The following is a 26,250-nucleotide window of genomic DNA, read 5'->3' as shown; positions in this document are numbered from 1 at the left end:
GTTTCCGTATTTGAAACATCCACGGAGACTTTAGCCCAAAATGGCGGAAATTCGCAATTCAACTAAATCATATTTGCAGCAATACAATTAAATATGATTTATTAAGCTTCCCATCATGACGGAAGGCTCCCATGTCCGGTACGGAAGAATTTCAGCCTATCCGGCGCACGGAGGTCTGCGCTCTGGGCACGGCGCGCCGGATTGCGGCGATGCTGGATCTCGACCCGGACCGGTTCAGAGAAGGTGATACCCTGCCCCGCGGATGGCATTTCCCCATGCTGGCGGGAGAGACGCGGAGATCCGAATTGCGGGGCGACGGTTTCCCCGGCCTCGGTGTGGCCATCCCGGACATGGGTCTGAGCCGACTGGTTCTCGGCGGGCGGCGCGTCACGTTTCTCGCGGACATTCCGATCGGCGCGGCTCTGCAGCGGACGAGCAAGGTCGCATCCCTGACGCGGAAGGAAGCCGCCTCAGGCCCGATGGCATTCGTCACCGTCGAGCATAGTTTGGCCGTCGCGCCGCATGGCACTCCGTCCATCGTTGAGGAAGCGACCTATATCCTGATGGAAGCGGCCCCGACCGGCAGAGCAAAGACGGTCGCGGCTGAGGTCACCGATGCCGATATCCCCGGCGGCGACCGAAACACAATCGTCATCCCGGACGAGACCCTTCTGTTCCAGTACTCCGCCCTCGGCTTCAATTCGCACAAGATCCACATCGACAAGGCCTACGCCCGTGATGTGGAGGGATATCCGGATCTCGTCGTCAACGGTGGGCTTACGACCCTGTTGCTCAGCGAATTCATCAGAAACGATCTGAAACTGATTCCCCGAAAACTGTCCATGAAACACACCGCGCCTTTGTTCTGCGGGAACCCGGTCACACTCACGGCGAACCACGAAACCGATGGCTGGCACCTGGGCGCTTTTGCCGCCAATGGTCTCAGAGCCGCCGAAATGAAGCTGGAATGCCAATGACATTCGCTCCTCTCGAAGGCGTTCGGATCCTCGACCTGACGACCGTCGTCGTCGGTCCGGTGACAACCTGGCGGCTCGCTCAATACGGCGCTGAAATCATAAAGGTGGAAAGCCCCGGAGGCGACCTGATGCGCGGGCTCGGCGGGCCATCGCCGACCGGTCAGCATTCGGGGGCCTACCTTCACCTGAACCGGGGCAAGCGCAACATCTGCCTCGATCTCAAGAACCCGGACAGCCGGGAGATCATGAATCGGTTGGTCCAGGCGTCCGACGTGATCATCGCCAATATCCGTCCGGACGCCCTTGAGCGGCTCGGCCTCGACGCCGCGACCGTCCGGGACATGTATCCCGACAAGATCCACTGCATTATCTCCGGATACGGAACCGACGGCCCGTATGCGGGCCTGCCGACCTATGACAGTGTCGTCCAGGGAGCGACCGGCATGGCCGGACTGGCCTATGCCCGTGATGGTGCACCTGCCTACGTCCCGATGCTGATCTGCGATCATGTTGTTGGAGAAATCGCCGCCGGCACCATCATGGCCGCCCTTATCGAGCGCCGTGCAAGCGGAGCAGGCCGCAGTATCGAAATCCCGATGTTCGAGACGATGGCGTCATTCGTCCTGCAGGAGCATCTGGCACAAGCGAGTTTCGATCCACCTGTCGGGCCGCCGGGCGACCTCCGCCTGCTGAGCCCGCACAACAAGCCCGTTCAGACTGCGGACGGCTGGATCTCGTTCACCATCAACACCGATCCTCAGGTGCGTGCATTCCTCGCGGCCGTCGGACGAGAGGACTTGCTCGACGACCCCAGATTCTCGTCCGTGGCTGCACGCGCCACACATGTTGCCGAGTGGTTTGAAGTGCGCGGCGCGCCGTTGACGCACAAGACAACCGACGAATGGCTCAGGATATTCCGCAAAGCCGATATCGCAGTCATGCCCTGTCACACGCTCGAAAGCCTGCAGGCCGACCCGCACCTGAACGCTGTCGGTCTCGTCAAGTGGGAGCAGCATCCGGCTGAAGGAAAATCCGCTGCCCTGCGCTCCACGATACGGGTCGACGGCACCTATCCGTCCAACCGTTCATCTGCCCAGCCGCGCGGCTACGAGACCCGCGCAATCCTTGATGACCTCGGTTTCAAGGATGAGGAGACAGAAACCCTGATTGCGTCAGGCGCCGCACATGCCGCGCCCGGAGCACAATCGAAGTGAATATCCACGACCGGCCGTGCCGATACCGGGAGGAAGAACCATGCTGCTGAAAGACAAGGTCTGCGTGATTACCGGCGCCGCATCACCGAGAAGCATCGGCTACGCAACCGCGGAGCTGTTCGCCGCTCATGGCGCCAGGCTGGCCGTTCCCGACATCGCCATGAACGACGATGCGCTGGCCGAAATCAGTGCGCGTATCTCCGCGCGCATCGGATCTCCCGCACGCATCTGGGGCGCCCGATGCGACATCCGCAGCGCCGAAGAATGCAAGCAGGCCGTCGAAAGCATCGTGACGCATTTCGGAACCATCGATTGCCTGGTGAATTGCGCCGGTATCGTGAAATCCCAGTCTATGAAATCGATCACCGAGGCTGACTATGATGACATTCTGAACGTCAACCTGAAGGGCACCTTCAACATCTGCAGCAGTGTTCTGGAGGTTCTGGCGGATCGGGGAAGCGGATCGATCGTCAACCTAGCCTCAGTGGCGGCGCAGCGTGGCGGCGGGCTGGTTGGGGGTGCGCACTATGCCGCGTCCAAGGGAGGCGTGATCAGTCTGACAAAATCCATCGCCCGGGAATTCGGCCCCTCGGGCATCCGGGCCAATGTTGTCTGTCCGTCCATGGTCGAAACCGGAATGCTCGACGGGAACGTCACACCGGAGATGTTCAAAGAGATCGTCTCGGCAATCCCCCTGAAGCGCGCCGGGCAGCCATCCGACATAGCCGGCGCCTGCCTATACCTGGCGTCCGATCTGTCAGCCTATGTGACCGGCGCCACCCTCGACGTTAACGGCGGCAGCCACATTCACTGACGTCACATTACCCGGCGCCTAACCGCGCGGCGCGTGCTTGTTCAGAATGCGCTGCAGGGTCCGTCGGTGCATGCGCAGGCGGCGCGCGGTTTCCGAGACATTCCGGCCGCATTGCTCGAAGACCCGCTGGATATGCTCCCAGCGCACCCGGTCGGCCGACATCGGATTGTCCGGCGGCGGCGGCAGGGCCTCTTCGTGATCCAGCAGCGCGGCGGCGATGGCATCGGCATCGGCCGGTTTCGGCAGATAATCCACCGCGCCCGCTTTCACGGCGGCGACGGCGGTGGCGATATTGCCATAGCCGGTCAGCATGATGATGCGGGCATCCGGATTGGCGTCTCGGAGAGCAGCGACCACATCGAGCCCACTGCCATCCGTCAGCCGCATGTCGAGCACAGCGTGGGACGGTACGTCATCGCGGACCGCTTGCAGGCCTTCGGCCACCGAACTTGCACTGGTCACCGCAAAGCCGCGCTTTTCCATCGCCCGGACAAGCCGGTTGCGGAACGGCTCGTCGTCGTCGAGCACCAGCAGCTTAGGGGTCTCGTCGCCTGAAATCTGATCGTCTGTCACCAAGTACCTCCACCTTCCGGGGCCGGTCTGTAGCCAGCTGGCTTATGCTGGGAAATCTGCTTTCGGTCAAGTTGCGGTCATACAGCTTCCAGGTCGCTGCGCCGCCATTCCACCGTGACCCGCGCGCCCCCTTCGGCACGATTGGAGAAAGAGAGCGATGCCCCGCCCCGCTCCAGCAAGGTCTTCGCGATGAAGATGCCGAGGCCCATATGACCGTCCTTGCCGGCCCGGCTTGAGACATAGGGCTCGCCCAGCCGGTCCAGCACCAGAGAGGCAAATCCGGGCCCATCATCCTCAATGATGACCGAGGCTGTCTGCTCATCCCAATAGACCGTGATTTCCACGGTTTCCGCGGCAAACTGGACCGCGTTCTGGACCAGCGTGCCGATGCCCTGATTCATCTCCGGTGTCAGCACGACCCGCGGCTGATCCACCACGAAGGCGCCCTCATCAGCCGCCAGATCGAACGCACCCTCCGGTCCGTGCTGCTCGATGATAACCACGACCTCGTCCCGCTGATGCGGCGCGGCCGCGGCTTCGACCATGGCGCTGAAGGGCATGGACTTGAACGGTCCGGCAGCTTCCTGGTCCGGCTGGCGTGAAAGCTGGGTCAGGATGTCGCGGCACCGCGCGGTCTCGCTCAGCAGAAGGTCGACATCCTCGCCCCACTCGCTGCCGTCCGGCAGATCCTTGCGCAATTCGCGCGCCACAACGGCGATGGTACTGAGCGGCGTGCCGAGCTCGTGGGCCGCCGCCGCCGCCAGACCGCCAAGCGCCGAGAGCTGCTGTTCGCGCGACAGGGCCAGCCGCGTCGCCCCCAGCGCGTCCGACATGCGCCGCGCATCCCGACTGACCCGGTAGGTATATCCGGCGATAAACAAGGTGGTGATGACAATCGCCATCCACAGTCCGAACACGTAGATGTTCGGCAATTCGAGTCCGTCCCGAGGCCAGGGAAGCGGCTGATGCACTACGGCCAGCACCGAAGCGGATACAAGTGCGAGGAAACTCAGCCAGATCGTCGCCGCGCCGGAGAGAATGGTGGCGGAGACGGTGACCGGAGCGATCAGCATCAGTGCGAACGGATTTTCAAGACCGCCGGTCCAGTACAGCAGATAGGCGAGCTGGGCGATGTCGAAGGCAAGTCCGAAGGCCGCCGCGCGGGTCGTTTGCGCCCGGCCAGCCTGCCGTATCGCCTCAATGACAAGGTTGTAGAGCGCTCCCGACGCCACGATCCCGAGGGTGATTTCCAGCGGCAGCGGAAAGCCGAGACCGTAATGCACGACGAGCAGACTGATGAGCTGCCCCATCAGTGCTACCCAACGGATCGTCGTCAGGGTCCGCGCGCCGGCCGGACCGAGCCCGAAGCGATCGGCGAAATCTCCGGCGCTGTTTCGCTGTTCAGCCACCTGATGCCACCTTCGTCGTTTCCTGTACCACGCCCTCTGGGGCCCAAACTCTTGATTGCATCATTGTCCAGTAGCACGGCTCGGGCTAAGGTCGCGACGCCGATTTAGGCACATCCGACCAGCCCCCACGAGTACGGTTCCATGAGCAAGACGGTCATCGAGGTCCACGACCTGGAGAAACGCTACGGCGACGTTCACGCCGTGCGCGGGGTCAGCTTTTCGGTCCCTGCCGGGATCACGGTCGGCCTGCTCGGCGGCAACGGGGCCGGGAAGACGACCACGATCACGATGATGCTTGGGCTACTTGAGCCGAGCGGCGGCAGCGTCTCGATCCTCGGCTGCGACATGGCGACGGACCGCTACCGGGCCCTGCCCTACATGAATTTCTCGTCGCCCTATGTCGACCTGCCGCACCGGCTGAGCGTGCGCGAGAATTTGCGGATCTATGCCGGGCTCTATTCGGTTCCGAACCCAAAGGCCCGCATCGCCGAGCTGGCCGAACAACTCCATATGACGGAGTTCATGACCCGGCCCTCGGGCAAACTCTCGGCCGGTCAGAAGACCCGCGTGGCTCTCGCCAAGGCACTGATCAACAAGCCGCGCGTTTTGCTGCTGGACGAGCCGACCGCCTCGCTCGACCCGGATACCGCGGACTGGATACGGGGATATCTGGAAAAGTATCAGCGCGACACAGGCGCCACCGTCCTGCTCGCCTCCCACAACATGCAGGAGGTGGAGCGGCTCTGCAGCGATGTGCTGATGATGCGCCAAGGCACCATTGTCGACCGGGGCAGCCCGTCGGATCTGCTCTCGAAATACGGACGCCGGACCATGGATGAGGTCTTCCTCGACGTCGCGCGCCAGACCGGCGCGGCAGCGAATGGCGGTGACGCGGGCAGGGGAGCGGCATGAGCGCGGACCTCGACTTCACTCCACCGCCCGCGTCCCTGTTCAACGCCGGCCGCATCTGGGCCATGGTGCTGCGCTATTTCTACCTGATGCGCGGATCCTGGCCGCGCCTGCTGGAAATGGCCTATTGGCCGACCATGCAGATGATCCAGTGGGGCTTCGTCACGAAATTCTTCCTCGACCAGTCGAGCTGGGTCGCCAGCGCCGCCGGCGTTCTGCTTGCCGGGGTGCTGCTCTGGGACATCCTGTTCCGCGGCCAGATGGGTTTCTCGCTCTGCTTCCTGGAAGAGATGTGGTCGCGCAATCTCGGCCATCTGTTCGTCAGCCCGCTCCGGCCGCATGAATTCGTCATCACGCTGATGGTGATGAGCCTGGTACGCACACTGATTGGTGCCCTCCCGCCGGCGCTGCTGGCCATCGTTTTCTACGATTTCTCGATTTTCTCGATCGGCCCGGCGCTGTTTGCCTTCATGGCCTGCCTGTTCTTCATGGCGTGGGGCATCGCACTGGCGGTGATCGGCATCATCCTGCGTTTCGGGCTCGGTGCCGAAAGCCTTGCCTGGGTCCTGGTCTTCGCCTTCGCCCCGATCTCGGCCGTCTATTATCCGGTCTCGGTGATGCCCGAATGGCTGCAGATGGTCGCCTGGGCGACACCGTCCGCCTATGTCTTCGAAGGCATGCGCGCGGTGCTGTTCGACGGCACGTTCCGGCTTGACCTGCTGGCCGGCGCCATGATGCTGAATGTGGTCTATTTCATCATCGGGGCCGGGGTTTTCTGGCTGGCCTACCGCAGTGCCCGCAAGGAAGGCCGCCTGCTTCAGGTTGGCGAGTAGAGCGGCACCAGCTTCTCGCGCAGGCCCGCCACCAGCGGATCGCCCGAGGTCAGGATGTAGAGCCCGGATTCGTGCAGGTTGACCAGATGCATTGCCGTCATGGTCAACTCGCGGGCCAGCAGCCGTCGATAGAGGTCCTCGATCGGCACCGGAACGGTCTCGATATCCTCGGCATCATCGAAGCTGGTCTCACCGGTCACTCGGGCACCAACTGCAAGGAAGCTGAAACAGGTATTGGTCATCACGGCCGCGTTCGGATACATCCGGCCCGTTCGCACCCAGTGCGGCGCCTCGGCACCGGTCTCCTCGCGCAGCTCCCGCTGCGCCGTCACCATCGGTTCTGTTTCGCCCGGATCGACGGTCCCGCTCGGCAGGCCGAACACCACCTCACCGATACCGTGCCGGTATTCCCGCACCATCAGCACCTGATGATCATCGGTCACGGCAACCATGTTCACCCAGTTGGGCAGCTCGATCACATGGTAGGGATCGACGATCTGACCGTGCGGCGTCTCGCATTTGTCCATGCGATGGGCCAGGAACCGGTCGCTATATTCGATCCGGCTGTCGAGCACGCGCCAGGGTTTCGGCATGGGAGCTCCGGGAATGTCAGGCCGGGCCGCTGACGCCGGCGTCGGCGAAGGTCGCCATGCCGGTGTGGCAGGCCACTGCCGATTTCAGAATACCGATGGCCAGCGCCGCGCCGGAGCCTTCGCCCAGCCGCATGCCGAGATCGAGGATCGGCTCCTTGCCGATCTTCTCCAGCAACAACCGGTGACCCGGCTCGGCGGAACAATGGGCGACCTGGCAATGCTCGATACTGCGCGGATCGGCGGCATACAGAACGGCAGCAGCGGCCGTGCAGGCATAACCGTCCAGCAGAACCGGCACCCGCGCCATGCGGGCGGCGAGAACCGCGCCCGCAATTGCCGCAAGCTCAAGCCCGCCAACAGCGGCGAAGAGCTCCAGCGGGTCCTCGGTCCGCGCCCGGTGCAGAGCGACGCCATCGGCCACCGCGTTCACCTTGGCGCTGAACGCGTCACCGGTCACCCCGGTGCCGGGACCGGTCCAGTCTTCAGCAGTGCCGCCATAGAGCGCGTGGCAGATCGCGGCGGCAGAGGTCGAGTTACCGATCCCCATCTCGCCGAGGCAGAGCAGGTCGATGCCCGGCTCCACACCCATCATGCCGTAGGCCATGGCCCTGGCGCAGTCGCCATTTTCCATCGCCGCTTCTTCGGTGAAATCCGCCGTCGGCTGATCGAGCGCCATCTCATAGACCCGGAGATCGGCATCAAAAAGCTGGGCCAGCTGGTTTACCGCGGCGCCGCCGGAAATGAAGTTCTGCACCATCTGCGCGGTGACATCGGCCGGATAGGCGGAAACGCCCTTGGCCGTCACGCCGTGATTGGCGGCGAAGACACAGACCCGCGGATGCTCGACGGTCGGCGGGTACTTGCCCTGCCAGGCCGCCATCCAGCGGGTCAGGTCCTCAAGCCGGCCGAGGGAGCCGGACGGTTTGGTCAGTTGCGCCTCGCGACTGACCGCTGCGGTGCCCGCCTCGAGGTCTGCCGGGGGCAGAGCGCGGAACAGGCCACGGATCTCGTCGAAGGTCGCAGTCTCGGGCGAAAAACGTTCGTCGCTCATGGATCATCACAGGGAACTGTTCTTTGGAATGCCGCCCCCTATACAGGCGATCCGAGCCTGTGCATAGTCCGGGAGCGACGCTTGGAGACGCCGCGCAACAGATCGGCACAACGGGGTTCTGGCAGTCATGGCGAGCAAAAAACCGGCTTCGGTCTGGCACCCCTGGTGGGTGGACGATCTGCTCCATGCCTTGATGTTCCTGACCCGGCTACCGGTGCCGGCGCCCGCGCGTACCGACCGGCCGCTGATGCATACCGGTTGGGCCTTCCCGCTGGTCGGACTGCTGGTCGGAGCGCTTGGCGGCGGGGCGCTCTGGCTCGGCGCCCATGCCGGAATTCCGCTGCTCGCGGCCGCCCTGATCGCCCTTGTCCTCACCGCCTTCCTGACAGGTGCGTTGCATGAAGACGGGCTCGCCGATCTGGCCGACGGGTTCGGCGGCGGCGGCACGAAGGAGCGGAAGATCGAGATCATGCGGGACAGCCGGGTCGGCTCCTATGGCGTGCTGGCCCTTGTCATCGCCACCGGCATAAAGGCCGCCTGTCTCGCCAACCTCGCCATTGCCGCGCCGTGGCTTGCCGCCTTCGGTCTCGCGGCTGCGCATGTTCTGGGGCGGACGGCAATCCTGCCGATCGCCTATTGCCTCGCGCCCGCCACCGCGACCGGCCTCGGCAGCGGCGCAGGCCGGGCAAAACCGGTGACCACCGGCCTCTGCCTCGCGCTCGGCACCTTGCTGTCCTTCTCCCTGCTGCCCGGCACCGGCTTCATTGCCGCCCTTGCCGCCACGGCGCTTGCCGGAGGCGCAACAGCATTGCTCGCGAAGCGGCAGATCGGCGGCTATACCGGCGATGTTCTCGGCGCCAGCGAGCAGATTGTCGAATGCTTCGTCCTGCTTGCGCTCACCATGCTCCCGGCCGGCGCGGCCGGTTTCGGCTGGCCCGCGTGACCAGCGTGAGAGTACCGACGCGCTGGCATCTGCTCCGCCATGCCCCGGCAGCGGTCGAGAAAGGCACTGTCTACGGGCGCACGGACGTGCCCGCTATCCCTCAGGACCCGGCGCTTCTGAAGCGGATCGCCGCACAACTTCCGCCAGACAGTCTGCTGGTCACGACACCGCTGCGCCGAACGACCGAAACGGCTGAGATGCTGGAAGCGGCCGGCTGGGCTCCCCGGAACCGGATCGTGGAAGCCGCTTTCGCCGAACAGGATTTCGGAGCCTGGGAGGGTAATACCCATGATGCGCTGGGCCGCGAGGGCTCGGCGGACTATGCGGCCTTCTGGGACAACCCGGCCCGCAACCGGCCTCCCGGCGGGGAGAGTTTCACCGATCTGACCGCGCGGGTGTCCGCCGCCTTTGCCATTCTGACGGATACCCATCCGGCACGGGACATCGTGCTGATCGGCCATGGCGGCTCGATCAGAGCCATTATCGCGACGATCCTCGGGATGACGCCGGAGAATGCGCTGGCGCTGGAAATCTCCCCACTATCTCTCAGCCTCGCCGATCATGCGGGAACCGAAGAGGCCACTGGCGCGTTATCCCCATGGAGATTGCGCTGTCTCAATATGAGAGACGGCTTTTGAGCTAACAAAGCGGGGATTAATCCCCATCTACCAGCACACAATCACGGCCACGCCATGAGGAGATCAGGCATGCGGTACGGTTTTCTTGCGGCAATCCTTTTCGCGACGGCCTTTTTCGGAACCACGGCACGAGCCGAAGACGCCTCGATGACGGTCGAACGGGCCCGGACAACGCTGCGCGATCTGACCAGCGATCCGAACGTCGTCGGCCCGGTTGGCGACTATCTGAAACGGGCAACGGGCGTGCTCATCATTCCCCAGCTGGTGAAAGCCGGCTTCGTGGTCGGCGGCGAATACGGCGAGGGCGTTCTGCTCGCCCGCAAGGGTGCCGGCGACTGGAGCGATCCCGCGTTCTACTCGCTGGCGGCCGGCAGTATCGGCCTGCAGATCGGTGTCGAGGCCAAACAGGTTCTTCTGGTGGTGATGACGGAAAAAGGCCTGAACTCGCTGATGAGCGACCAGGTGAAGTTCGGCGCCGATGCCAGCATCGCCGTCGGCACCATCGGCGGCGGTGTCGGCGCATCCAGTTCCGGCTCCCTCGGCGCGGACTTCATTGCCTTTGCCAAATCCAAGGGCCTTTTCGGCGGCGGCGCCTTCGATGGGGCGGTGATTCAGACCCAGCCGGAGAAGAATGAGACGTTTTACCGCACCGCTGCTAGTCCCAAGCAAATCCTGATCGAACGCCGCTTCACCTCGGACGAGGCGGCACAATTGCGCGAGACGCTCTCGCAATTCTGAGGCGGCGGCCTATAGTCCCAATCAACCGACTGATCGGCACCCCGTCCTCCTCCGAGTGACGGGCGAACTGGAACCGGACCTGACATGTCGAAACGGACTTTCTTCTTCCTCGTCGGCTTTCTCGGCCTCGCCCTCGCAGGCTCCATCGCCGCCGGCTACTGGATTGTCAGCGGCGGCCGGATCGCCGGGCAGGAAAGCGCGGCGGATCTTGTCGGCGGCCCCTTCAGCCTGACCGACGAAACCGGCGCGGCGCTGTCGAACGAGGATCTGAAGGGCCGCTACATGCTGGTCTTCTTCGGCTACACCTATTGCCCGGATGTCTGCCCGACGACGCTGACGGTGATGACCCAGGCCCTCGACATGCTGGACCCGAAGGTGGCGGACCAGGTCGAGCCGGTCTTCATCACCATCGACCCCACGCGGGACACAGCCGCGGCGCTGGGTGATTACAGCCAGCATTTCCACGACAAGATCCATTATCTGACCGGCACGCCGGAGCAGATCGCGGATGTCGCCAAGGCTTATCGGGTGTTCTACCAGAAGGTCGAGAGCGAGGATTTCAGCGACTATCTGATGGACCATTCCACCATCACCTACGTGATGGGACCGGACGGACGCTATGTCAGCCATTTCGGCTTCGACACCGCACCGGAAGACATCGCCAAGGATCTGACCAAGCGCATCGCCGGTTAACGCCGGTTTCGCACGGCAGATCTTCCGCATCGTGGTGCGACCCTCGCTTGAATGGAATCCCGCGCGGGACTAAGCTCCGGCTTCTTTTTGCCCTTCCATACCTAAGGAGAGCGCGCATGAGCACGAGCCCGCGCATCAAGGGTGTCATGGCCGCCGGCCTGACAGCCTTCAACGACGATCTTTCGGTCGATATCGACCTCACCCTCGACCATACCCGCTGGCTTCTGGATAGCGGCTGCGACGGTGTGCTGCTGTTCGGCACCACCGGCGAAGCGAACTCGCTGTCCGTCGCCGAGCGACTGGCCTTCCTCGACAAGCTCGGCGCGTCCGATCTGCCGAAGGACAAGCTGATGATCGGCACCGGCTGCTGCGCGCTGCCGGACACGGTCGCGCTGACGAAGGCGTCCCTTGATATCGGTATCGAGCATGTCCTGATGCTGCCGCCGTTCTATTACAAGAACCCGAGCGACGAAGGCCTGTTCACCCACTTCTCGCGCACCTTCGAAGCCATCGGCAGCGATGCGATGAAGGTCTATCTCTATCACTTCCCGCAGATGTCCGCGGTGCCGTTCAGCCACGAGCTGATCGCCCGTCTGCTGAAGGAATTCCCGAACACCGTCTGCGGTGTGAAGGACAGCTCCGGCGATTTCGAGAACATGAAGGCGATGGCCGAAAAGTTCCCGGGCTTCGACGTCTTCGCAGGCACCGAGCGCTATCTGCTCGACGTTCTGAAAGCCGGCGGTGTCGGCACCATCACCGCGACGGGCAACGTCACGGTCGGCGGTTGCGCCAAGGTCTATGCCGCCTGGAAAGCCGGCTCGGCCGCCGATGCCGAAGCGCTGCAGGACCAGCTCACCCTTGAGCGCCTGACCCTGCAGAACTATCCGGCAGCCGCCGCGCTGAAGGAACTGCTGGCGAAGAACAGCGGCAAGGCAAGCTGGCGCAATGTCCGCGCCCCGTTCATGCCGCTCCCGGCCGAAAAAGCCGCGTCGCTGGTCTCCGAGCTGGATGCAGTCAACTTCGCGCTTCCGGCGAAAGCCGCCTGAGCCACATAACGATCTGATCAAGAAAGCGCTCCGGGTTCCGCCCGGGGCGTTTTTCTTTTCAGCGCGCACGTCGCCCGATATTCACCATGATCAACGAGGTGAAAACGCAGCCGACGGCGGCCCAGATCCAGGCTGAATGGATCTCTCCGAAAACCACCCAGCCCCAGAACAGACCGAACAGGGTCACGATGTAGGACACCAGGCTGAGGAAAACCGGCCCGGCGCGTTTCAGGATTTCGAAATAGAGAATGTAGGCGACGGACGAGATGCAGATCTGTCCGAGCATGGCGTAGTCGGTCGGGCCGGGGTTGGCCATCAGCGGGTAGAAGCCGTCCACCGCCAGCATTAGCGGCAGCGTCGCGAGAGACGCCACGATCAGCATGCCGCGCGCCGCCGCAAGTGAATGCGTGCCTTCGGGCCGCATCCGGTCGCTGAAAATCCCGCTGCAGGCGTACAGAGCCGGGGTCAGGAAGGCCAGCAGCACCCAGGGCACCATGTCCGGCGACGGCAGACTGGTCTTCGGCAGAACCATCAGCAGGGCGCCAACCAGACCGAGGCCAATACCAATCGCACTGTTCCAGCGAAAGCCCTCGATCCTGAGGCCGACGGCCAGCACATAGCCAAGCACCGGCACGGTCGAGACCACCGTACTCATCACGCCTGCCGGAATATATTTCGCTGTCGTAATAATATTGATGTTCGGCAGCACAAGGCCGATCACCGCCGCGCCCAGGAAGAACACCAGATGGCCCCGGCTGAGATCGAACGGGATGCCCTTGCGGTAGCAGACCAGAGAGAGAAACAGAGCCGCGCCGGTCGATTGCATCCAGGCATAGGCAAAGGGATGCACGCCGCCTATCGCCGCCACTTTCGAGAGCGAAAAGGACAGCCCCCAGAGGCCGCCGAGACCGACCAGCATGATGGTCGGCACAATCAGGCCCGGATCGATCAGACCGGTTCCTGTCTTTTGATCAGACATGTTGTACCTCGGGTGAGCCGCTCGGGTTGAGCTGCTTGGGCTGAGCTGCTTGGGGTTGAACCGCTTCCGGGCTCAGAACGGCCAGACCACGGGCAATAGCGGAACCGCCACTGCCATGATCAGAAAGTCGAGCGGCAGGCCGACCCGCCAGTAATCCCCGAACTTGTACCCCGCGGGGCCCATCACCAGCAGATTGTTCTGGTGCCCGATCGGGGTCAGGAACGCACTGGAGGATCCGATTGCAACCGCCATCAGAAGAGGATCGGCATTGACCGAGAGCTGCTCGGAGATACCGAGTGCGACCGGCGCCATAACCAGCGCCGTTGCCGCATTGTTCATCATATCCGTCAGGAACATGGTCACCAGCAGCAAAAGCGCCAGCACCAGATAGAGCGAGACATCCGCCACGGCACCCGCCATCGTTCCCGCGATCAGCCCCGCCGCCCCGGTTTCATGCATCGCCGTGCCGACGGGTATCATCGCTCCCAGCAAGACCACGATCTGCCAGTCGATGGCGTCATAGACCTCGGCCATGGAGATATTGTCGGACACCACCATGGCCGCGAGACCGCCCGCAAGCGTCACCGCCGCCGGCAGAATGCCGAGACTGGCAGCGACGATGGCGGCCAGAAACAGCAGTGCCGGGATCAGGATTTTCGGCCGTTCCAGGCTCATTTGGCGTTGCGCCAGGGGCAGGCAGCCGAGGGAGGAAATTGTGCCGTAGATCTGGTCGCTGTCGCCCTGCAGCATCAGCACGTCGCCTGCCCGGAACCGCACGTCGCGCAGCCGGGTGTTGATCGGCGCCCCGCCGCGGGCCACCCCGAGCAGGTTCAGCCCGTAACGCGAGCGCAGGCGCAGCATGGCAGCGCTACGGCCCTCGATCCAGGCACGCGGCGGCATCACCGCCTCAACCACGGCGAGTTCCCCGTTTTCCGGCATATCGGACTTGATGGCATCGAGCTCCTTGGCATCGACCAGCTCAAGGCCCTTCTGCACCGCTGCCTCGATCTGTTCGGCGGAGCCGTGGGCCAGCAGAAGATCGCCTTCGGCCAGTGGCTCGCGGGTCAGCCTGCGGACCACCCGTTCATTATCGCGCAAGATGGCAAGTACGGTCGGCCGCCCGCTATCTTCGTTGCGGTCGCCGAGCGCCCGGATGGTCTGTCCGATCAGGCGCGAATCGGCGGGAACCCTGAACTCCGTGACATAACTGGAAAGCTCGAAAAGGCGCTTTCCCTCGTCATTGGCGCGCCGGTTCGGCACCAGCCTGATACCGATGAAAACCAGATAGATAATGCCGACGACGGCGACCGCGAGGCCGACCGGCAGGAAATCGAACATCTGGAAGGCCTCGCCCGTTACCTTGTGGCGATAGTCGGCGATGATGATGTTCGGCGGCGTGCCGATCAGGGTGATCATGCCCCCCAGCAACGAGGCGAAGGACAGCGGCATCAACAGCCGGGACGGCGAAAGCCCGGCCTTGCGCGCGACCGACAGGGTGATCGGCATCAACAGAGCCAGCGCGCCGACATTGTTCATGACGCTGGACATCACCCCGGCCAGCCCGATCAGCGAGAAGGTCTTCGCCCGGTCCGACTTGGTGCGCTGGGCGATGCGTTCCGCGATCACACCGACCGCACCGGACCGGGTCAGCGCCGCCGACATACCGAGCACGGCCACCACCGTTATGACGGCCGGATGACCGAAACCGGCAAAGGCCGTCAGCGGATCGACAACGCCGGCCGCCACCGACAGCAGCAGCGCCAGCATGGCAACGAGATCGATCCGGTACCGCCCCCAGATGAAGGCTGTAAGGGCGCCAACGATGATGGCGAGGATGGCAATCTGATCAAATGTCATTGCCGAGCTATAGCGTCCCCACGCGCTGTGCGGAAGCGGATTCAGGGGGCAAGCCGGGCGCGCCGGCTCAATGAGTAATCAGGTGCGCCGCTGTGCCATCACCGTCAGAGCGATGCCCACGGCAATGACCAGAGCACCGGCCCAGGTCGCGAGGCTGTAGCGCTCGTCGAGCAAAAATGTCGCGATGACCAGACCGACGCTGGCGGCGACATAGCCGATCTGACTCAAGAGAACCGGTCCGCCAAGATGCTGAAGCCGAAAGAAAAGCGGGAAGGTCGCCGCCGCCGCCACCGCCTGCAACAGAGCGGAGCCGGGAACGGCTGCGAGAGAAGCAAGCGGCACCGTCCCTTCCACCAGAAACAGCAACGCGACAAAAGCGATGATCGCCGCCCCATGGCTCCAGAAGGCGAGGGCGTCGGGCGAGGTGTTCTCCGGCCAGGCTATGGTGCGGTAGACATTGCCGACAGCAAGCGCGACCGGCACGGCGAAGCCCGCCACGATCCAGAACAGATCCGGCGCATCCGGAGCCGCACCCCTGGTCAGACTGACAATGGCCGCCCCGGTCAATCCAACCGCGATCCCGGCAAGACCAAGCCGGTTCGGTGTCTTGAGGCCGAGAAGGGCCGAGAAGGCCAGCGTGAAGACTGGCGACTGGGCGAACATCAGCCCCATATAGCCGGCACCCGCATGTGGAATAACGGCAAAGAGAATGACATTCGGGATCACGTAGGAGACCAGCCCCGCAATCACGGAAAAGCGGGCCAGCGTCCGGTCAGGACGCTGGAGACCGCGCCGCATGACGAGTACCGGGAGCATCAGCGCAGCGACCCCGAGCGACGGGATCATGGCCCAGAGAATGGGCGAAATACCAGCGTCGCCAGCGATTTTCCCGAGCGGGAAATTCACCCCTATCAGGGCGCCGGTCATGAGCAACAACAGAGACGGGTTCGCAAACATCGATCTTGGTTGCGCGCCTTCTTCGGGATGGTCAAGCGATTGCGTCATCTTGGTTCTCCTCCCGCTCTAGCGCACTGTCCCCGCCGGGAAGGGTCCCGGCGAGGCAATCCGTGACAACGGCTTGCGGTCACTTGGCGCCTCCCGCTCGGCCAGCGCACTTGGCAACCGCTCCGGCGCACCCCTGCGGCCCACCGCAATGGCGATTTCGATTCTGAAACGCGATGGAATGGCGAGCGCGGCGCGTGCCTGTTCCCGATCAATCCCGGCCATTGCATGGGCGTGGTAGCCGCGCGCCGTGGCCTGGAGCGCGAGATGGGCCCAGGCCGCCCCCGCATCGAAACTGTTTACCGAGGACACACGGTCGGGCCGGGTGGCGTCCCCCGGCATGAGCGTATCGGAGAGCAGGACAAAGAGAACGGAGGCGTCGCGCGCCCAGGCTTTGTTGAAATCGTCCAGCACACCGACGAACCGGTCCCAATGGGCACCGTTCCGGGTCGCATAAAGGAAATGCCACGGTTGAATATTGAAGGCGGAGGGAGCCCACCGGGCCGCTTCAAGAATTGTCAGCAAGTCTTCGTCCGGCATGATTTCCGGCTCGAAACTGCGGGGCGACCATCTGTCCAGAAACAGCGGTTCAATCGGATGGTCCGTTGTACGGAGATAACTCATGGGGCAAGTCCTTCACATTCCGGGGCGGGTGTCTTAAGCTGTCATCATTCGATGCACGATTATACGATATAAGATAATTTGATATCGAACTATTTGATGGCGGACGATCCATGAGTCAAGACTCGCGTGCAAAATCGCCTGCGGAATCCGCACAGGGCGCCGCTCTGGAGACGATTCTTCAGCAGTGGAAACGGGAACGGCCCGACCTCGATCCGTCCCCCATGGCGGTCTGCGGCGCGCTGCGGCGGGCAAATGACAGGGTCCGGACCGCTGTTGAAGGCAATGCCGCGAAAGGCGGGCTCGATGGCGCCGGATTCGACGTGTTGCTGACCCTGCGCCGTCAGGGCAGAGGCCAAACCCTGACGCCTTCGGAGCTGGCAGGCGAGATGATGCTTTCAACCTCGGCCATGACCAACCGGCTCGACCGTCTGGAAAAACGCGGCCTGATCGAGCGCCGGTCGGACCCGAAAGACAGGCGCAGCCTCAAGATCGCCCTGACCGAAGACGGCTTCACGCTGGCGGACAGGCTCGTCACCTCCCATCTGGCCGCCGAGGAACAGATGCTGGCGCCGCTCGACACTGCCGAGCGGGAAGACCTGAAACGCCTTTTGGCGAAGGTCGGCGCCTAGCTCAGAGCCGCTTGCCGCTCTCCGTATCGAACAGATGCACCTGATCCGGCGCGACGCTGACCCGGATGCTGTCACCGCCCGAAAGCGTCTGGTGACCGGCAAGCCGGACCGTGGTCAGATCACCATTGCCAGGTGCCGTGCCATGCATCAGCGTTTCCGCGCCGAGATGCTCGACCAGATCGATATGGACCTGAAGCCCCTCGCCTTCGCCGCACGGCTGGAAGTGCTCCGGCCGGATGCCGACCGTCACCGGCTGACCTTCGGCGAGGTTTTTCGCCTGCCCGTTCAGCCCGATCCGCTGGCCGGAGCCGAGCACGGCCGCGCCGCTTTCGACCTTGCCTGTCATGAAGTTCATCGAGGGTGAGCCGATAAAGGCGGCGACGAACATGCTGGCCGGACGGTCATAGACCTCAATCGGGGTGCCGATCTGCTCGGCGATGCCCGCATTCATCACCACCAGCCGGTCCGCCATGGTCATGGCCTCTACCTGATCGTGGGTGACATAGAGGCTGGTAGTGCCGAGCTGGCGTTGCAGTTTCTTCACCTCAACCCGCATCTGTACACGGAGCTTGGCATCCAGGTTCGAAAGCGGCTCGTCGAACAGGAAGACGGCGGGCTCGCGGACGATGGCCCTACCCATGGCGACACGCTGGCGCTGACCACCGGAAAGCTGCTGCGGGCGCCGGTCGAGAAGCGGAGAAAGTTCCAGAATCTCGGCGGCCTTCTGCACCCGCTGGGCGATCTCTTCTTTCGCCATGCCGCGGTTTTTCAGGCCGTAGGCCATGTTTCCCTGGACGGTCATGTGCGGGTAGAGCGCATAGTTCTGGAACACCATGGCGATGTCCCGGTTCGCCGGCTCCAGCTTGTTGACCTGACGGCCCGAGATGGAGACGTCCCCGCCGGAAATGCTTTCCAGCCCGGCCACCATGCGCAGCAGAGTCGATTTCCCGCAGCCGGACGGGCCAACGAGAGCGATGAACTCGCCGTCCTGAATGTCGATATCGATCCCGTGAATGGCCTTGAAGCCGTTCGGGTAGGTTTTCTCGACGTTGGTGAGTGCGACCTCGGCCATCCTCAGTTCCTCATTTCTCGGACTCGACGAGGCCCTTCACGAACCACCGCTGGAAGATCAGCACCACCATCACAGGGGGCAGCATCGCCAGGAAGGAAAGCGCAAGGGCCTTGTTGTATTGCGGGATACGGTTGCCTTCGAGATCGTTCAGGATCTGCTTGATCCCCATGACAACGGTGAAATAGCTCTCGTCCGTGGTCATCAGGATGGGCCAGAGATACTGGTTCCAGCCGACCACGAACATGATGATGAAGATCGCCGCGATCATCGTTTTCGACAGCGGCAGCAGGATATCGACGAAGAAGCGGAACGGCCCGGCGCCGTCGATCCTTGCCGCTTCCAGGATCTCTTCCGGCACCGACTTGTAGAACTGGCGGAAGAAGAAGGTCGCGGTAGCGGACGCGATCAGCGGCAGGATCAGGCCGGTATAGGAATTCAGCATGCCGAGCTTCGAGACCACCTCGTAGGACGGGATGATCCGTACCTCCAGCGGCAGCAGCAGGGAGGAGAAGATGATCCAGAAGAAGAAGCTGCCCGCCGGAAAGCGGAAATAGACGATGGCATAGGCCGCGATGGTCGAGATCAGGATCTTGCCGACCGAGAAGCCGAGGCCGAGGATCAGGGAGTTCTTCAGCATCAGCACGGCGTTCACGGTCTGGGTGAAGCCCGTATTTTCGAACAGGACCGCGCTGTAGGTTTCCCAGAAATAATCCCCGAACCCGAATTGCAGGCCATCGGCCAACAAGGTCTCCGGCCGGTGCGTCGAGGAAGCGAAGACCACCCAGATCGGCAGCAGCAGAAACAGCACGCCGAGAATAAGGATCAGGTGGTCGGTGAGTTTGATGCGGTGCATGGCGTCGATCCCCGGCTCAGTAATGGATGCGCTTCTCGAGCACACGGAACTGCACGATGGTCAGCCCGAGCACGAGGATCATGAGAATGACGGACTGGGCGGAGCTGCCGCCGATATCCGCGCCGAGGAAGCCGTCCTGATAGACCTTGTAGACCAGCGTCGCCGTGCCGCCGCCGGGGGCGCCGCGGGTCATTGTGTCGATCACGCCGAAGGTCTCGAAGAAGGCATAGGTGATGTTGATCACCAGAACGAAGAAGCCGGTCGGTGCCAAGAGCGGCAGGGTCACAGTCCAGAACCGGCGGAAGCCGTTGCGGCAGTCGATCAGGGCCGCCTCGCGCACGGCGCGCGGGATGGACTGCAGACCGGCAAGGAAATAGATGAAGTTCACGCTGATCTGCTTCCAGACCGAGACCAGGATCACCGTCACCGAGGCGTCGAACACGTCGAGCTGCGGATTGAACGGCCAGCCGGTGGCGTTGAACAGGTGATTGAGCGGGCCGATGGAACGATCGAACAGGAAGACTCCCATCATGCCGGCAACGGCCGGCGCCACGGCATAGACCCAGGTCAGCATAATCTTGTAGGCCGACTGACCATGCAGGATGCCGTCCGCCTTGACCGCGAGCAGCAGGGCGATGGCCATGGAGAGAAAGGCCACCAGCCCGGAGAAGATCGCGGTGAAGAGCGCCGAGCGGGCGTAATGCTCGTTCGAAACCACTTCGGTGAAATTGTCGAACCCGACGAACTGGCTGGCCAGACCGAACGGATCTTCCAGCATGAAGGACTGGTAGACCGCCTGGGCCGCGGGCCAGACAAAGAAAATAAAGATGATCGCGAGCTGAGGCGCGATCAGCAGATACGGCAGGGTGAGACTGTCGAATTGCTGCCGTTTCATCGGCGACTTCCCTTGACGAGCCGGAACAGGAAAGCGGCGGACGGTTGATACCGCCCGCCGCTCTTACGAGAAATGCTGGTTACTGAACCGTCTTGGCGAAGCGGGCCAGCAGCTTGTTGGCGCCGTCCTCGATAGCCGCGAAAGCGTCGTCGACGGACTTGGTGCCGGCGAAGACCTGGTCATATTCGCGGGTCATGACTTCACGGATCTGAACGTAGTAGCCGAGGCGATAGCCTTTGTTGTTCGCGGCCGCCTTCTGGTTCAGCTGCTGGATGCCGACTTCGGCGTCCGGCTCGTCATTGTAGTAACCGGTTTCCTGAGCGAGCTTGTAGGCCGCGTTGGTGATCGGCACGTAACCGGTTTCCTTGTGCCAGAAAAACTGGGTCTCCGGCTTGGTCAGGAACTGGAAGAACTTGGCAACGCCTTCGTTCTGGGCCTTTTCCTTGCCGCTGAAGGCAAAGAGCGCGGCGCCACCGATGAAGGTCGTATATTCCTCACCCTTGGTGATGCTGTTCCAGTACGGCAGGTTGGTGGTGCCGAAGGAGAATTTGGCACTCTTCTTCAGGCCGCCGAAGGAACCCGAGGAGCCGAGCCACATGGCGACTTCCTGGTCGATGAAGGGCTTCTGGTTGTCGCCCCACTTGCTGCCGTAATACCCGAACAGGCCGGCCTGCTGCCATTCGCGTGCCTTGGAGAAGTGCATGCGCATGTGTTCGTTGTTGTAGTTGATCTTGGTAGCAACGCCGTCGAAGCCGTTATTGTCGTTCGCCAGCGGGATGTTGTGCCGTGAATGGAAGTTCTCGGAGAAGATCCACGGGGTATGGGACTGGGAAAGGGCGATGTAACCGGCTTTCTTCAGCTTCGGCGCGATTTCCTCGAACTCTTCCCAGGTCTTCGGCGGCTGCACGCCGGCTTTGGCGAGCGCGTCCTTGTTGTAATAGAGCACCGGGGTGGAGCTGTTGAACGGCATGCCGATCATGTCGCCCTTGCTGTCCGCATAGAAGTTACGGACGCCGGAGATGTAATCCTCGGCGTGGAACGGCACACCGTTCTCGTTCAGCAGGCTGGCGACCGGATAAACGGCGCCCTTGGCATTGATGATGGTGGCGGAGCCGGCATCGAAGATCTGGATGATGTTCGGCGCTTCGCCGGCGCGGAATGCTGCGATCCCGGCGGTCATGGTCTCTTCGTAGCCGCCCTTGTAGATCGGGGTCAGCTTGTATTCGCTCTGGGACGCGTTGAAGTCCTTGGCGATGGTGTTGACCGTCTCACCGAGACCGCCACCCATGGCATGCCAGAAGGTGATTTCAGTGGCCGCGTTTGCGGCGCCGGCGCCGAGCATGGCAAGGCCGGCCGCAGCGGCGAAGATCGTCTTGGTCGCTTTCATAAGAGGCTCCGTTGGAAGAAATACGAGCGCCGACCCTATTCCCGGCACACGTCCGAACGGTGAAAGAACCGTGACATTTTCGTTGCAATAATGACGGCTAAGTTTCTCTTTTCATTTGAAAATATGAAATGTTCGTTTGTTCTGTTCCGATCAGCCAGCCGCTGCGGAAATACCCGGTTTGCCGCGCAAGCTGCGGATAGTCGGAAGCCGCGCCGAAAAGGTATAAAATGGGCGAAGTCACCGAGGAGGCCGGGCCCATGCCGGATAGCAGTTCAATCGGAAAGCCGGAATCGAACCGTTTCAACGACGATGCGCAGCGCTGGACGGCGGTGCAGACCCGCGACGCCAAAGCGGATGGCGTGTTTTTCTATGCGGTCACAAGCACAGGCATCTATTGCCGCCCGAGTTGCTCCTCGCGCAGACCGAAACGCGAGAATGTCTGGTTCTACGACAGCGCCGCCGCCGCGGAGGCCGCTGGCTACCGGGCCTGCCGGAAATGCCTTGGCGCGGATGCGGCCGAAACCCGGCGGCTCGGTGCCGTGCAGGCAGCCTGCACATTGCTGGAGGCGGCGGACGAGGCCTCACCAACCCTGGAAGAACTGGCGGAGGCTACCGGCCTCTCGCCCTACCACCTGCAACGCACCTTCAAGGCCGCAACCGGCGTCACCCCACGGCAATATTGGGACGCGCGGCGGCTCGAACGGCTGCGCAGCAACCTGAAGTCCGGCGAAGCCGTGGCCCCGGCGCTCTACGGTGCCGGATACGGCTCCTCCAGCCGATTGTATGAAAAGGCACGCGGTCAGCTCGGCATGACACCGGCGACCTATGGCAAGGGCGGGCGCGGCGCGGTCATCGCCTTTACCCTCGCACCGAGCCCACTCGGCCAGATCCTCATCGCCGCAACGGAGAACGGGATCTGCTTTCTCGCCCTCGGTGAAGACACCGCCAGGCTTGAGCAGGAACTGCGCGAGGAATTCCCGAAAGCGGAGATCGTGCGGGACGACGATACCCTTGGCCGGATCACCGAAGCCGTGATTGCCCATCTCGAAGGACGGCTGCCGGATATCAAACTGCCGCTCGACATTCAGGCGACCGCCTTCCAACGGCAGGTCTGGGAAGCCCTGATGGACGTGCCCTATGGCGAGACCCGAACCTATGGAGAGCTGGCGCACGCCATCGGCAAGCCGGGGGCGCCCCGTGCCGTTGGCCGGGCCTGCGGCAGCAACCGCGTCGCCCTTGTCATTCCCTGCCACCGCGCGGTCGGGGCCGGCGGCAGCCTGACAGGCTATCGCTGGGGCGTGCCCCGCAAGCGTCGATTACTCGAAGAAGAGCATCAGCGGCGTGAAGAGATGAGCCTCGCCGAGGCCGGGTAAACTAACCAGTTTTACCGCAGTGCAAAATTGCGCTATGAAAGAGAGGTCGCCTGCAGTGGCGGCCTTCCTCCATGTCGAAGATCACCCATGCAAAAAACCGATTTCCGGGTCGATTCGGCCAGCGGCATCGCGACTCTCACGCTAATGGTCGCCCTCGGCCAGATGGCCGTTGGCATGTTCGTCCCGTCACTGCCGTCGCTCGTCGAGTACTTTCAGACCGACATGGGTACCGTTCAGCTTACCCTGACAGTGCATTTCACCGCTTTCGCGTTCTTCCAGCTACTAGCCGGGCCGCTTTCGGACCGGTTCGGACGCCGGCCGGTGATCCTGACGGGCCTCGCCCTCTATGTCTTGGGAGCCATCGCCTGCGCCCTGGCAACGAGTATCTGGGCGTTGATCTGCGCCCGCGTGCTACTCGCCATCGGTGCCTGCTCCGGCCACGCCATCAGCCGGGCGGTCATCCGCGACAAGTCCGAAGGCACCGATTCCGCCCGGATCATGTCCTATATCGGCATGGCAATGGCGCTTTCCCCGGCGCTGACACCGACCATCGGCGGCCAGCTTCAGGGCCATTTCGGCTGGCAGGCCTCCTTCATTTTCATGGCGGTGGTCGGCTGCCTGCTGTTCGTCTTCAGTCTTTTCCGCCTGCCGGAGACCAACGCGCACAAGAATATCGACGCGATGAAACTCGGCGGCATGCTGAGAACCTACGGCACGCTGATCATCGACCGCCGGTTCTTCGGCTATGCGGCGCTGAACGGCTGTATCTTCGGCATGCTGTTCGCCTATCAGACCGGCTCTCCCTATGTCCTGATGGTGGAACTCGGCTACTCGCCCCAGGCCTACGGGCTGCTGATCCTGTTCAATGTCGCGGGGTTTCTGACCGGCAACATCATCACCAACCGGTTCGGCCGCCGGATCGGGATCTACAACATGGTCCGGATCGGCAGTGTCGTCGGCCTGATCGCGGGCTTCGCAATGTTCATCCCGGCCCAGCTCGGCCATGTCTCCGCCGTCGCGATCATCGGCCCGAGCATGCTGCTGCTCGTCGCCCTCGGTATCACCGTGCCGAGTTCCATGGCCGGCGCACTCCAGCATTTTCCGCATATCGCCGGGGTCGCCTCGGCCCTGCTCGGCTTCCTGCAGATGGGCACCGGGGCGGTCGGCTCTTTCATCATCAGCAGCCTGCAGAACCTTCATCCGCTGGTAATGCCGGACCTGTTCGCGGTGGCCGGTGTGCTCGGCGTGGTCTCGGTCATGTTGATCCCGCGCCCCGGTGCTTCGAAAGATTGAGGAGCCGCGATTGACCGGCAGGTTCCTTGACGGCACTAATATCTGGTAGTTTGTATTTTCCGACCCACTAGACCTTGGTAATAACGCGCTCATGAACGCTTCCGGCCCGATGATCGTGAGAGCCCCTCTGATCGTGAGAGGACGTGACGGTGCTGATATCGAGGTGCCCGTACGGGTCTCGGCCCGCGCCCGTCGCCTGTCGCTGAAAGTCGACCCTGCCCGCGGGGCGCCGGAGCTTGTTCTGCCGCCCGGTGTTTCCCTGTCACAGGCGGAAAGCTTCGTCGCCCGGAACGTCGTCTGGCTGGAAAACCGGCTGGCCCGTCTGCCGGAAGCCATCCCCTTTGCCGACGGCACCACCATTCCCCTGCTCGGTGTCGACCACCGGATCCGCCATGCACCGGAGCTGCGGGGCGCGGTCCGGCGCACGGAAAGTCACGACGATGGCTTGCCACATCTCGAGGTCTCCGGCGGTGCCGACCATCTCGCCCGGCGGCTGACAGACTGGTTGAAACGGGAAGCCCGGCGCGAGCTCTCCGACCGTGCCCGCTTCCATGCCGAGCAACTAGGACGCAAGCCGACACGGATTTCCGTGCGCGACACACGTAGCCGCTGGGGAAGCTGCTCCTCCACCGGCGCGCTTTCCTTCTCCTGGCGCCTGATCCTGGCGCCGGAACATGTGCTGGATTATGTCAGCGCTCACGAAGCCGCCCACCTGATCGAAATGAACCATTCCGGCCGGTTCTGGGCGCTTTGCGACGGACTTGTCGAAGACATGGACATGTCCCGCGCCTGGCTGAAACGGCACGGCGCCACGTTGCATCGCTACGGCTGACCTCCTCCCATCACTCGACCATGATCCGGTCAAATTTCCCCACGAAAGTCCCGCGCATTCGTTAACGACCGTCAAGCGGGCACACCTCATATGAATTCTCTCCGGCGCTTCTCGCTGCTTTGTTCCCTTGCCATCGCCGCCGCTCTCATCGCCGGTCAGTTCGGTGCCTTTCATCCGTTGGCGGACAGTTTTTCCCATCTGCGCCTGCACCTGCTGGTGCTGGCCATTCCCTTCCTGCTTGCGCTGCTGGTCACGCGTGCCTGGATCAGCGCCCTGTTTCTCACCACCGTGATCGTGGTCAGTGCCGGCTCGCTCGGCCAGCTTTTCGGCGGCAGCATGCTCTCGGAAGACCGGCCGCAGGGCGCGGGCCATCTCCGGGTCCTGTCCCTCAACATGAATCACAACCACGCCAAAATTGAGCAGGTAGCGGCCTATATCGCGGAGATAAAACCCGATGTGATCACCCTGCAGGAAGCCGCAGTCGAACAACCGGGACTGACGAAGCGCCTCAAGGAAACATACCCGCACCAGGTCATCTGTCCCTATCGGGGTGCGGTCGGTATTGCCGTGCTGTCACGGACTGCATTCACCGGGACCGGATGCCTGGAGGATCACCGGCTTGCCTGGGCTACCGTTTCAGGCGGCGGGCGGGACACCACTGTTGCCTCGCTTCATTTGCGCTGGCCGTTCCCACTGCCCCAGGCCGCGCAGATCGAAGCATTGGCAGCGATCTGGGACCAGCTCGACACGCCGCTGATCATCACCGGTGACTTCAACGCCGCCCCCTGGAGCCACGCCGTACAGAAGATCGCCGCTGATTCAGGCACCCGGGTGGTACCGGGCCTGCGCCGCTCTTTCACATGGGGGGATAACTGGCTTGGCGACCTGATGGCCCTGCCGATCGACCATGCCCTGATCTCGCCCACTCTGAAGGTCGGCGGTGCGGCCCTCGGCCCGCATGTCAGCTCGGATCATCTGCCATTGATCGTGGATATCGAAACAGGCGCGCTTTGATTGGCGTCA

General features: G+C 63.0%; 27 protein-coding genes. 15 read left to right on the top strand and 12 right to left on the bottom strand.

What is annotated here, in order from left to right:
- Window positions 1–131: 131 nt before the first annotated feature.
- From IG629_RS13690 to IG629_RS13680, 3 genes are read left to right on the top strand one after another with little or no spacing between them, the layout of a single operon-like run.
- Window positions 132–977 carry a hypothetical protein gene (locus tag IG629_RS13690; RefSeq protein ID WP_226886696.1) on the top strand — a complete coding sequence of 282 codons (846 nt, stop codon included), beginning with the start codon at window positions 132–134 and terminating at the stop codon, window positions 975–977.
- Window positions 974–2,191, top strand: a complete 1,218-nt coding sequence (locus IG629_RS13685; RefSeq protein WP_193172497.1) for a CaiB/BaiF CoA transferase family protein — start codon at window positions 974–976, stop codon at window positions 2,189–2,191. Before IG629_RS13690 ends, IG629_RS13685 begins: the two co-directional genes overlap by 4 nt.
- A gap of 40 nt (window positions 2,192–2,231) precedes the next feature.
- On the top strand, window positions 2,232–3,005 hold the full coding sequence (locus IG629_RS13680) for an SDR family NAD(P)-dependent oxidoreductase (RefSeq protein WP_193172496.1): 774 nt from the start codon (window positions 2,232–2,234) through the stop codon (window positions 3,003–3,005).
- Between the two features lie 18 nt (window positions 3,006–3,023).
- Here the strand turns inward: IG629_RS13680 and IG629_RS13675 are convergent, their stop codons facing one another.
- Window positions 3,024–3,578 (bottom strand): ActR/PrrA/RegA family redox response regulator transcription factor, encoded by a 555-nt coding sequence (locus IG629_RS13675; RefSeq protein WP_319025088.1) that lies wholly within the window; start codon window positions 3,576–3,578, stop codon window positions 3,024–3,026.
- 77 nt (window positions 3,579–3,655) lie between these two features.
- Entirely contained in the window at window positions 3,656–4,987 is a 1,332-nt protein-coding gene (locus IG629_RS13670; RefSeq protein WP_319025087.1) for an ActS/PrrB/RegB family redox-sensitive histidine kinase, read from the bottom strand.
- A gap of 141 nt (window positions 4,988–5,128) precedes the next feature.
- Between IG629_RS13670 and IG629_RS13665 the strand changes: the two genes are divergently transcribed.
- Together IG629_RS13665 and IG629_RS13660 are read left to right on the top strand one after the other, a co-directional pair.
- Window positions 5,129–5,899 carry an ABC transporter ATP-binding protein gene (locus IG629_RS13665; protein ID WP_193172494.1) on the top strand — a complete coding sequence of 257 codons (771 nt, stop codon included), beginning with the start codon at window positions 5,129–5,131 and terminating at the stop codon, window positions 5,897–5,899.
- On the top strand, window positions 5,896–6,729 hold the full coding sequence (locus IG629_RS13660; RefSeq protein WP_193172493.1) for an ABC transporter permease: 834 nt from the start codon (window positions 5,896–5,898) through the stop codon (window positions 6,727–6,729). Before IG629_RS13665 ends, IG629_RS13660 begins: the two co-directional genes overlap by 4 nt.
- Here the strand turns inward: IG629_RS13660 and IG629_RS13655 are convergent.
- Window positions 6,714–7,322, bottom strand: coding sequence for an NUDIX hydrolase (locus tag IG629_RS13655; RefSeq protein ID WP_193172492.1), 609 nt, complete (start codon window positions 7,320–7,322; stop codon window positions 6,714–6,716). The two genes, IG629_RS13660 and IG629_RS13655, sit on opposite strands and share 16 nt — an antisense overlap.
- Before the next feature lie 16 nt (window positions 7,323–7,338).
- Window positions 7,339–8,373 (bottom strand): nicotinate-nucleotide--dimethylbenzimidazole phosphoribosyltransferase, encoded by a 1,035-nt coding sequence (cobT, locus tag IG629_RS13650; RefSeq protein ID WP_193172491.1) that lies wholly within the window; start codon window positions 8,371–8,373, stop codon window positions 7,339–7,341.
- Window positions 8,374–8,500: 127 nt separating this feature from the next.
- On the opposite strand from cobT, the gene cobS reads away from it, so the two are divergent.
- The 5 genes from cobS (at window position 8,501) to IG629_RS13625 (ending at window position 12,431) form a co-directional block, all read left to right on the top strand.
- Window positions 8,501–9,316 carry an adenosylcobinamide-GDP ribazoletransferase gene (gene cobS, locus IG629_RS13645; RefSeq protein ID WP_193172490.1) on the top strand — a complete coding sequence of 272 codons (816 nt, stop codon included), beginning with the start codon at window positions 8,501–8,503 and terminating at the stop codon, window positions 9,314–9,316.
- On the top strand, window positions 9,313–9,954 hold the full coding sequence (locus IG629_RS13640; protein WP_193172489.1) for a histidine phosphatase family protein: 642 nt from the start codon (window positions 9,313–9,315) through the stop codon (window positions 9,952–9,954). The genes cobS and IG629_RS13640 overlap by 4 nt, the downstream gene beginning before the upstream one ends.
- Window positions 9,955–10,023: 69 nt before the next feature.
- Window positions 10,024–10,692, top strand: coding sequence for a lipid-binding SYLF domain-containing protein (locus IG629_RS13635; protein ID WP_226886694.1), 669 nt, complete (start codon window positions 10,024–10,026; stop codon window positions 10,690–10,692).
- Between the two features lie 84 nt (window positions 10,693–10,776).
- Window positions 10,777–11,385, top strand: coding sequence for an SCO family protein (locus tag IG629_RS13630; protein WP_193172488.1), 609 nt, complete (start codon window positions 10,777–10,779; stop codon window positions 11,383–11,385).
- A gap of 116 nt (window positions 11,386–11,501) precedes the next feature.
- Entirely contained in the window at window positions 11,502–12,431 is a 930-nt protein-coding gene (locus IG629_RS13625; protein ID WP_193172487.1) for a dihydrodipicolinate synthase family protein, read from the top strand.
- A 58-nt stretch (window positions 12,432–12,489) separates the two neighbouring features.
- Here IG629_RS13625 and IG629_RS13620 read toward each other — a convergent pair whose 3' ends face one another.
- The 4 genes from IG629_RS13620 to IG629_RS13605 form a co-directional block, all read right to left on the bottom strand.
- Entirely contained in the window at window positions 12,490–13,410 is a 921-nt protein-coding gene (locus IG629_RS13620) for a DMT family transporter (RefSeq protein ID WP_193172486.1), read from the bottom strand.
- Between the two features lie 72 nt (window positions 13,411–13,482).
- Window positions 13,483–15,267 (bottom strand): SLC13 family permease, encoded by a 1,785-nt coding sequence (locus IG629_RS13615; RefSeq protein WP_193172485.1) that lies wholly within the window; start codon window positions 15,265–15,267, stop codon window positions 13,483–13,485.
- A 78-nt stretch (window positions 15,268–15,345) separates the two neighbouring features.
- The gene (locus IG629_RS13610) at window positions 15,346–16,272 is read right to left on the bottom strand and encodes a DMT family transporter (RefSeq protein ID WP_226886693.1); all 927 of its coding nucleotides are present in this window, start codon (window positions 16,270–16,272) and stop codon (window positions 15,346–15,348) included.
- Between the two features lie 18 nt (window positions 16,273–16,290).
- Window positions 16,291–16,893: a nitroreductase family protein gene (locus tag IG629_RS13605; RefSeq protein ID WP_193172484.1), complete on the bottom strand. Its 603-nt coding sequence runs from the start codon at window positions 16,891–16,893 to the stop codon at window positions 16,291–16,293.
- 110 nt (window positions 16,894–17,003) lie between these two features.
- Here IG629_RS13605 and IG629_RS13600 point away from each other — a divergent pair, with 110 nt between their 5' ends.
- The gene (locus IG629_RS13600; RefSeq protein ID WP_193172483.1) at window positions 17,004–17,522 is read left to right on the top strand and encodes a MarR family winged helix-turn-helix transcriptional regulator; all 519 of its coding nucleotides are present in this window, start codon (window positions 17,004–17,006) and stop codon (window positions 17,520–17,522) included.
- 1 nt (window position 17,523) lies between these two features.
- Here IG629_RS13600 and IG629_RS13595 read toward each other — a convergent pair whose 3' ends face one another.
- The 4 genes from IG629_RS13595 to ugpB form a co-directional block, all read right to left on the bottom strand.
- On the bottom strand, window positions 17,524–18,594 hold the full coding sequence (locus IG629_RS13595) for a sn-glycerol-3-phosphate import ATP-binding protein UgpC (RefSeq protein WP_193172482.1): 1,071 nt from the start codon (window positions 18,592–18,594) through the stop codon (window positions 17,524–17,526).
- 10 nt (window positions 18,595–18,604) lie between these two features.
- Window positions 18,605–19,447, bottom strand: coding sequence for a sn-glycerol-3-phosphate ABC transporter permease UgpE (gene ugpE / locus IG629_RS13590; protein WP_193172481.1), 843 nt, complete (start codon window positions 19,445–19,447; stop codon window positions 18,605–18,607).
- A 16-nt stretch (window positions 19,448–19,463) separates the two neighbouring features.
- Window positions 19,464–20,342, bottom strand: a complete 879-nt coding sequence (locus IG629_RS13585) for an ABC transporter permease (RefSeq protein WP_193172480.1) — start codon at window positions 20,340–20,342, stop codon at window positions 19,464–19,466.
- Window positions 20,343–20,421: 79 nt separating this feature from the next.
- Window positions 20,422–21,729, bottom strand: coding sequence for a sn-glycerol-3-phosphate ABC transporter substrate-binding protein UgpB (gene ugpB, locus IG629_RS13580; RefSeq protein WP_193172479.1), 1,308 nt, complete (start codon window positions 21,727–21,729; stop codon window positions 20,422–20,424).
- A gap of 257 nt (window positions 21,730–21,986) precedes the next feature.
- Between ugpB and ada the strand changes: the two genes are divergently transcribed.
- The 4 genes from ada to IG629_RS13560 all read left to right on the top strand — a co-directional run bounded on the left by ada (window position 21,987) and on the right by IG629_RS13560 (window position 26,241).
- Window positions 21,987–23,102 carry a bifunctional DNA-binding transcriptional regulator/O6-methylguanine-DNA methyltransferase Ada gene (gene ada, locus IG629_RS13575; RefSeq protein WP_193172478.1) on the top strand — a complete coding sequence of 372 codons (1,116 nt, stop codon included), beginning with the start codon at window positions 21,987–21,989 and terminating at the stop codon, window positions 23,100–23,102.
- An 87-nt stretch (window positions 23,103–23,189) separates the two neighbouring features.
- Complete coding sequence (locus IG629_RS13570; RefSeq protein WP_193172477.1) at window positions 23,190–24,395, top strand: multidrug effflux MFS transporter; 1,206 nt, start codon at window positions 23,190–23,192, stop codon at window positions 24,393–24,395.
- Window positions 24,396–24,528: 133 nt separating this feature from the next.
- Window positions 24,529–25,227 carry a M48 family metallopeptidase gene (locus IG629_RS13565; RefSeq protein WP_319025086.1) on the top strand — a complete coding sequence of 233 codons (699 nt, stop codon included), beginning with the start codon at window positions 24,529–24,531 and terminating at the stop codon, window positions 25,225–25,227.
- A gap of 90 nt (window positions 25,228–25,317) precedes the next feature.
- Complete coding sequence (locus IG629_RS13560; protein WP_193172476.1) at window positions 25,318–26,241, top strand: endonuclease/exonuclease/phosphatase family protein; 924 nt, start codon at window positions 25,318–25,320, stop codon at window positions 26,239–26,241.
- The last annotated feature ends 9 nt before the right edge of the window (window positions 26,242–26,250 follow it).

It is taken from the genome of Nisaea nitritireducens (assembly GCF_014904795.1).
In the GTDB taxonomy this organism is placed as follows: Bacteria; Pseudomonadota; Alphaproteobacteria; order Thalassobaculales; family Thalassobaculaceae; genus Nisaea; species Nisaea nitritireducens.
The sequence above is the reverse complement of the archived record's forward strand: the minus strand, read 5'-3'. Positions and strand labels throughout refer to the sequence as shown.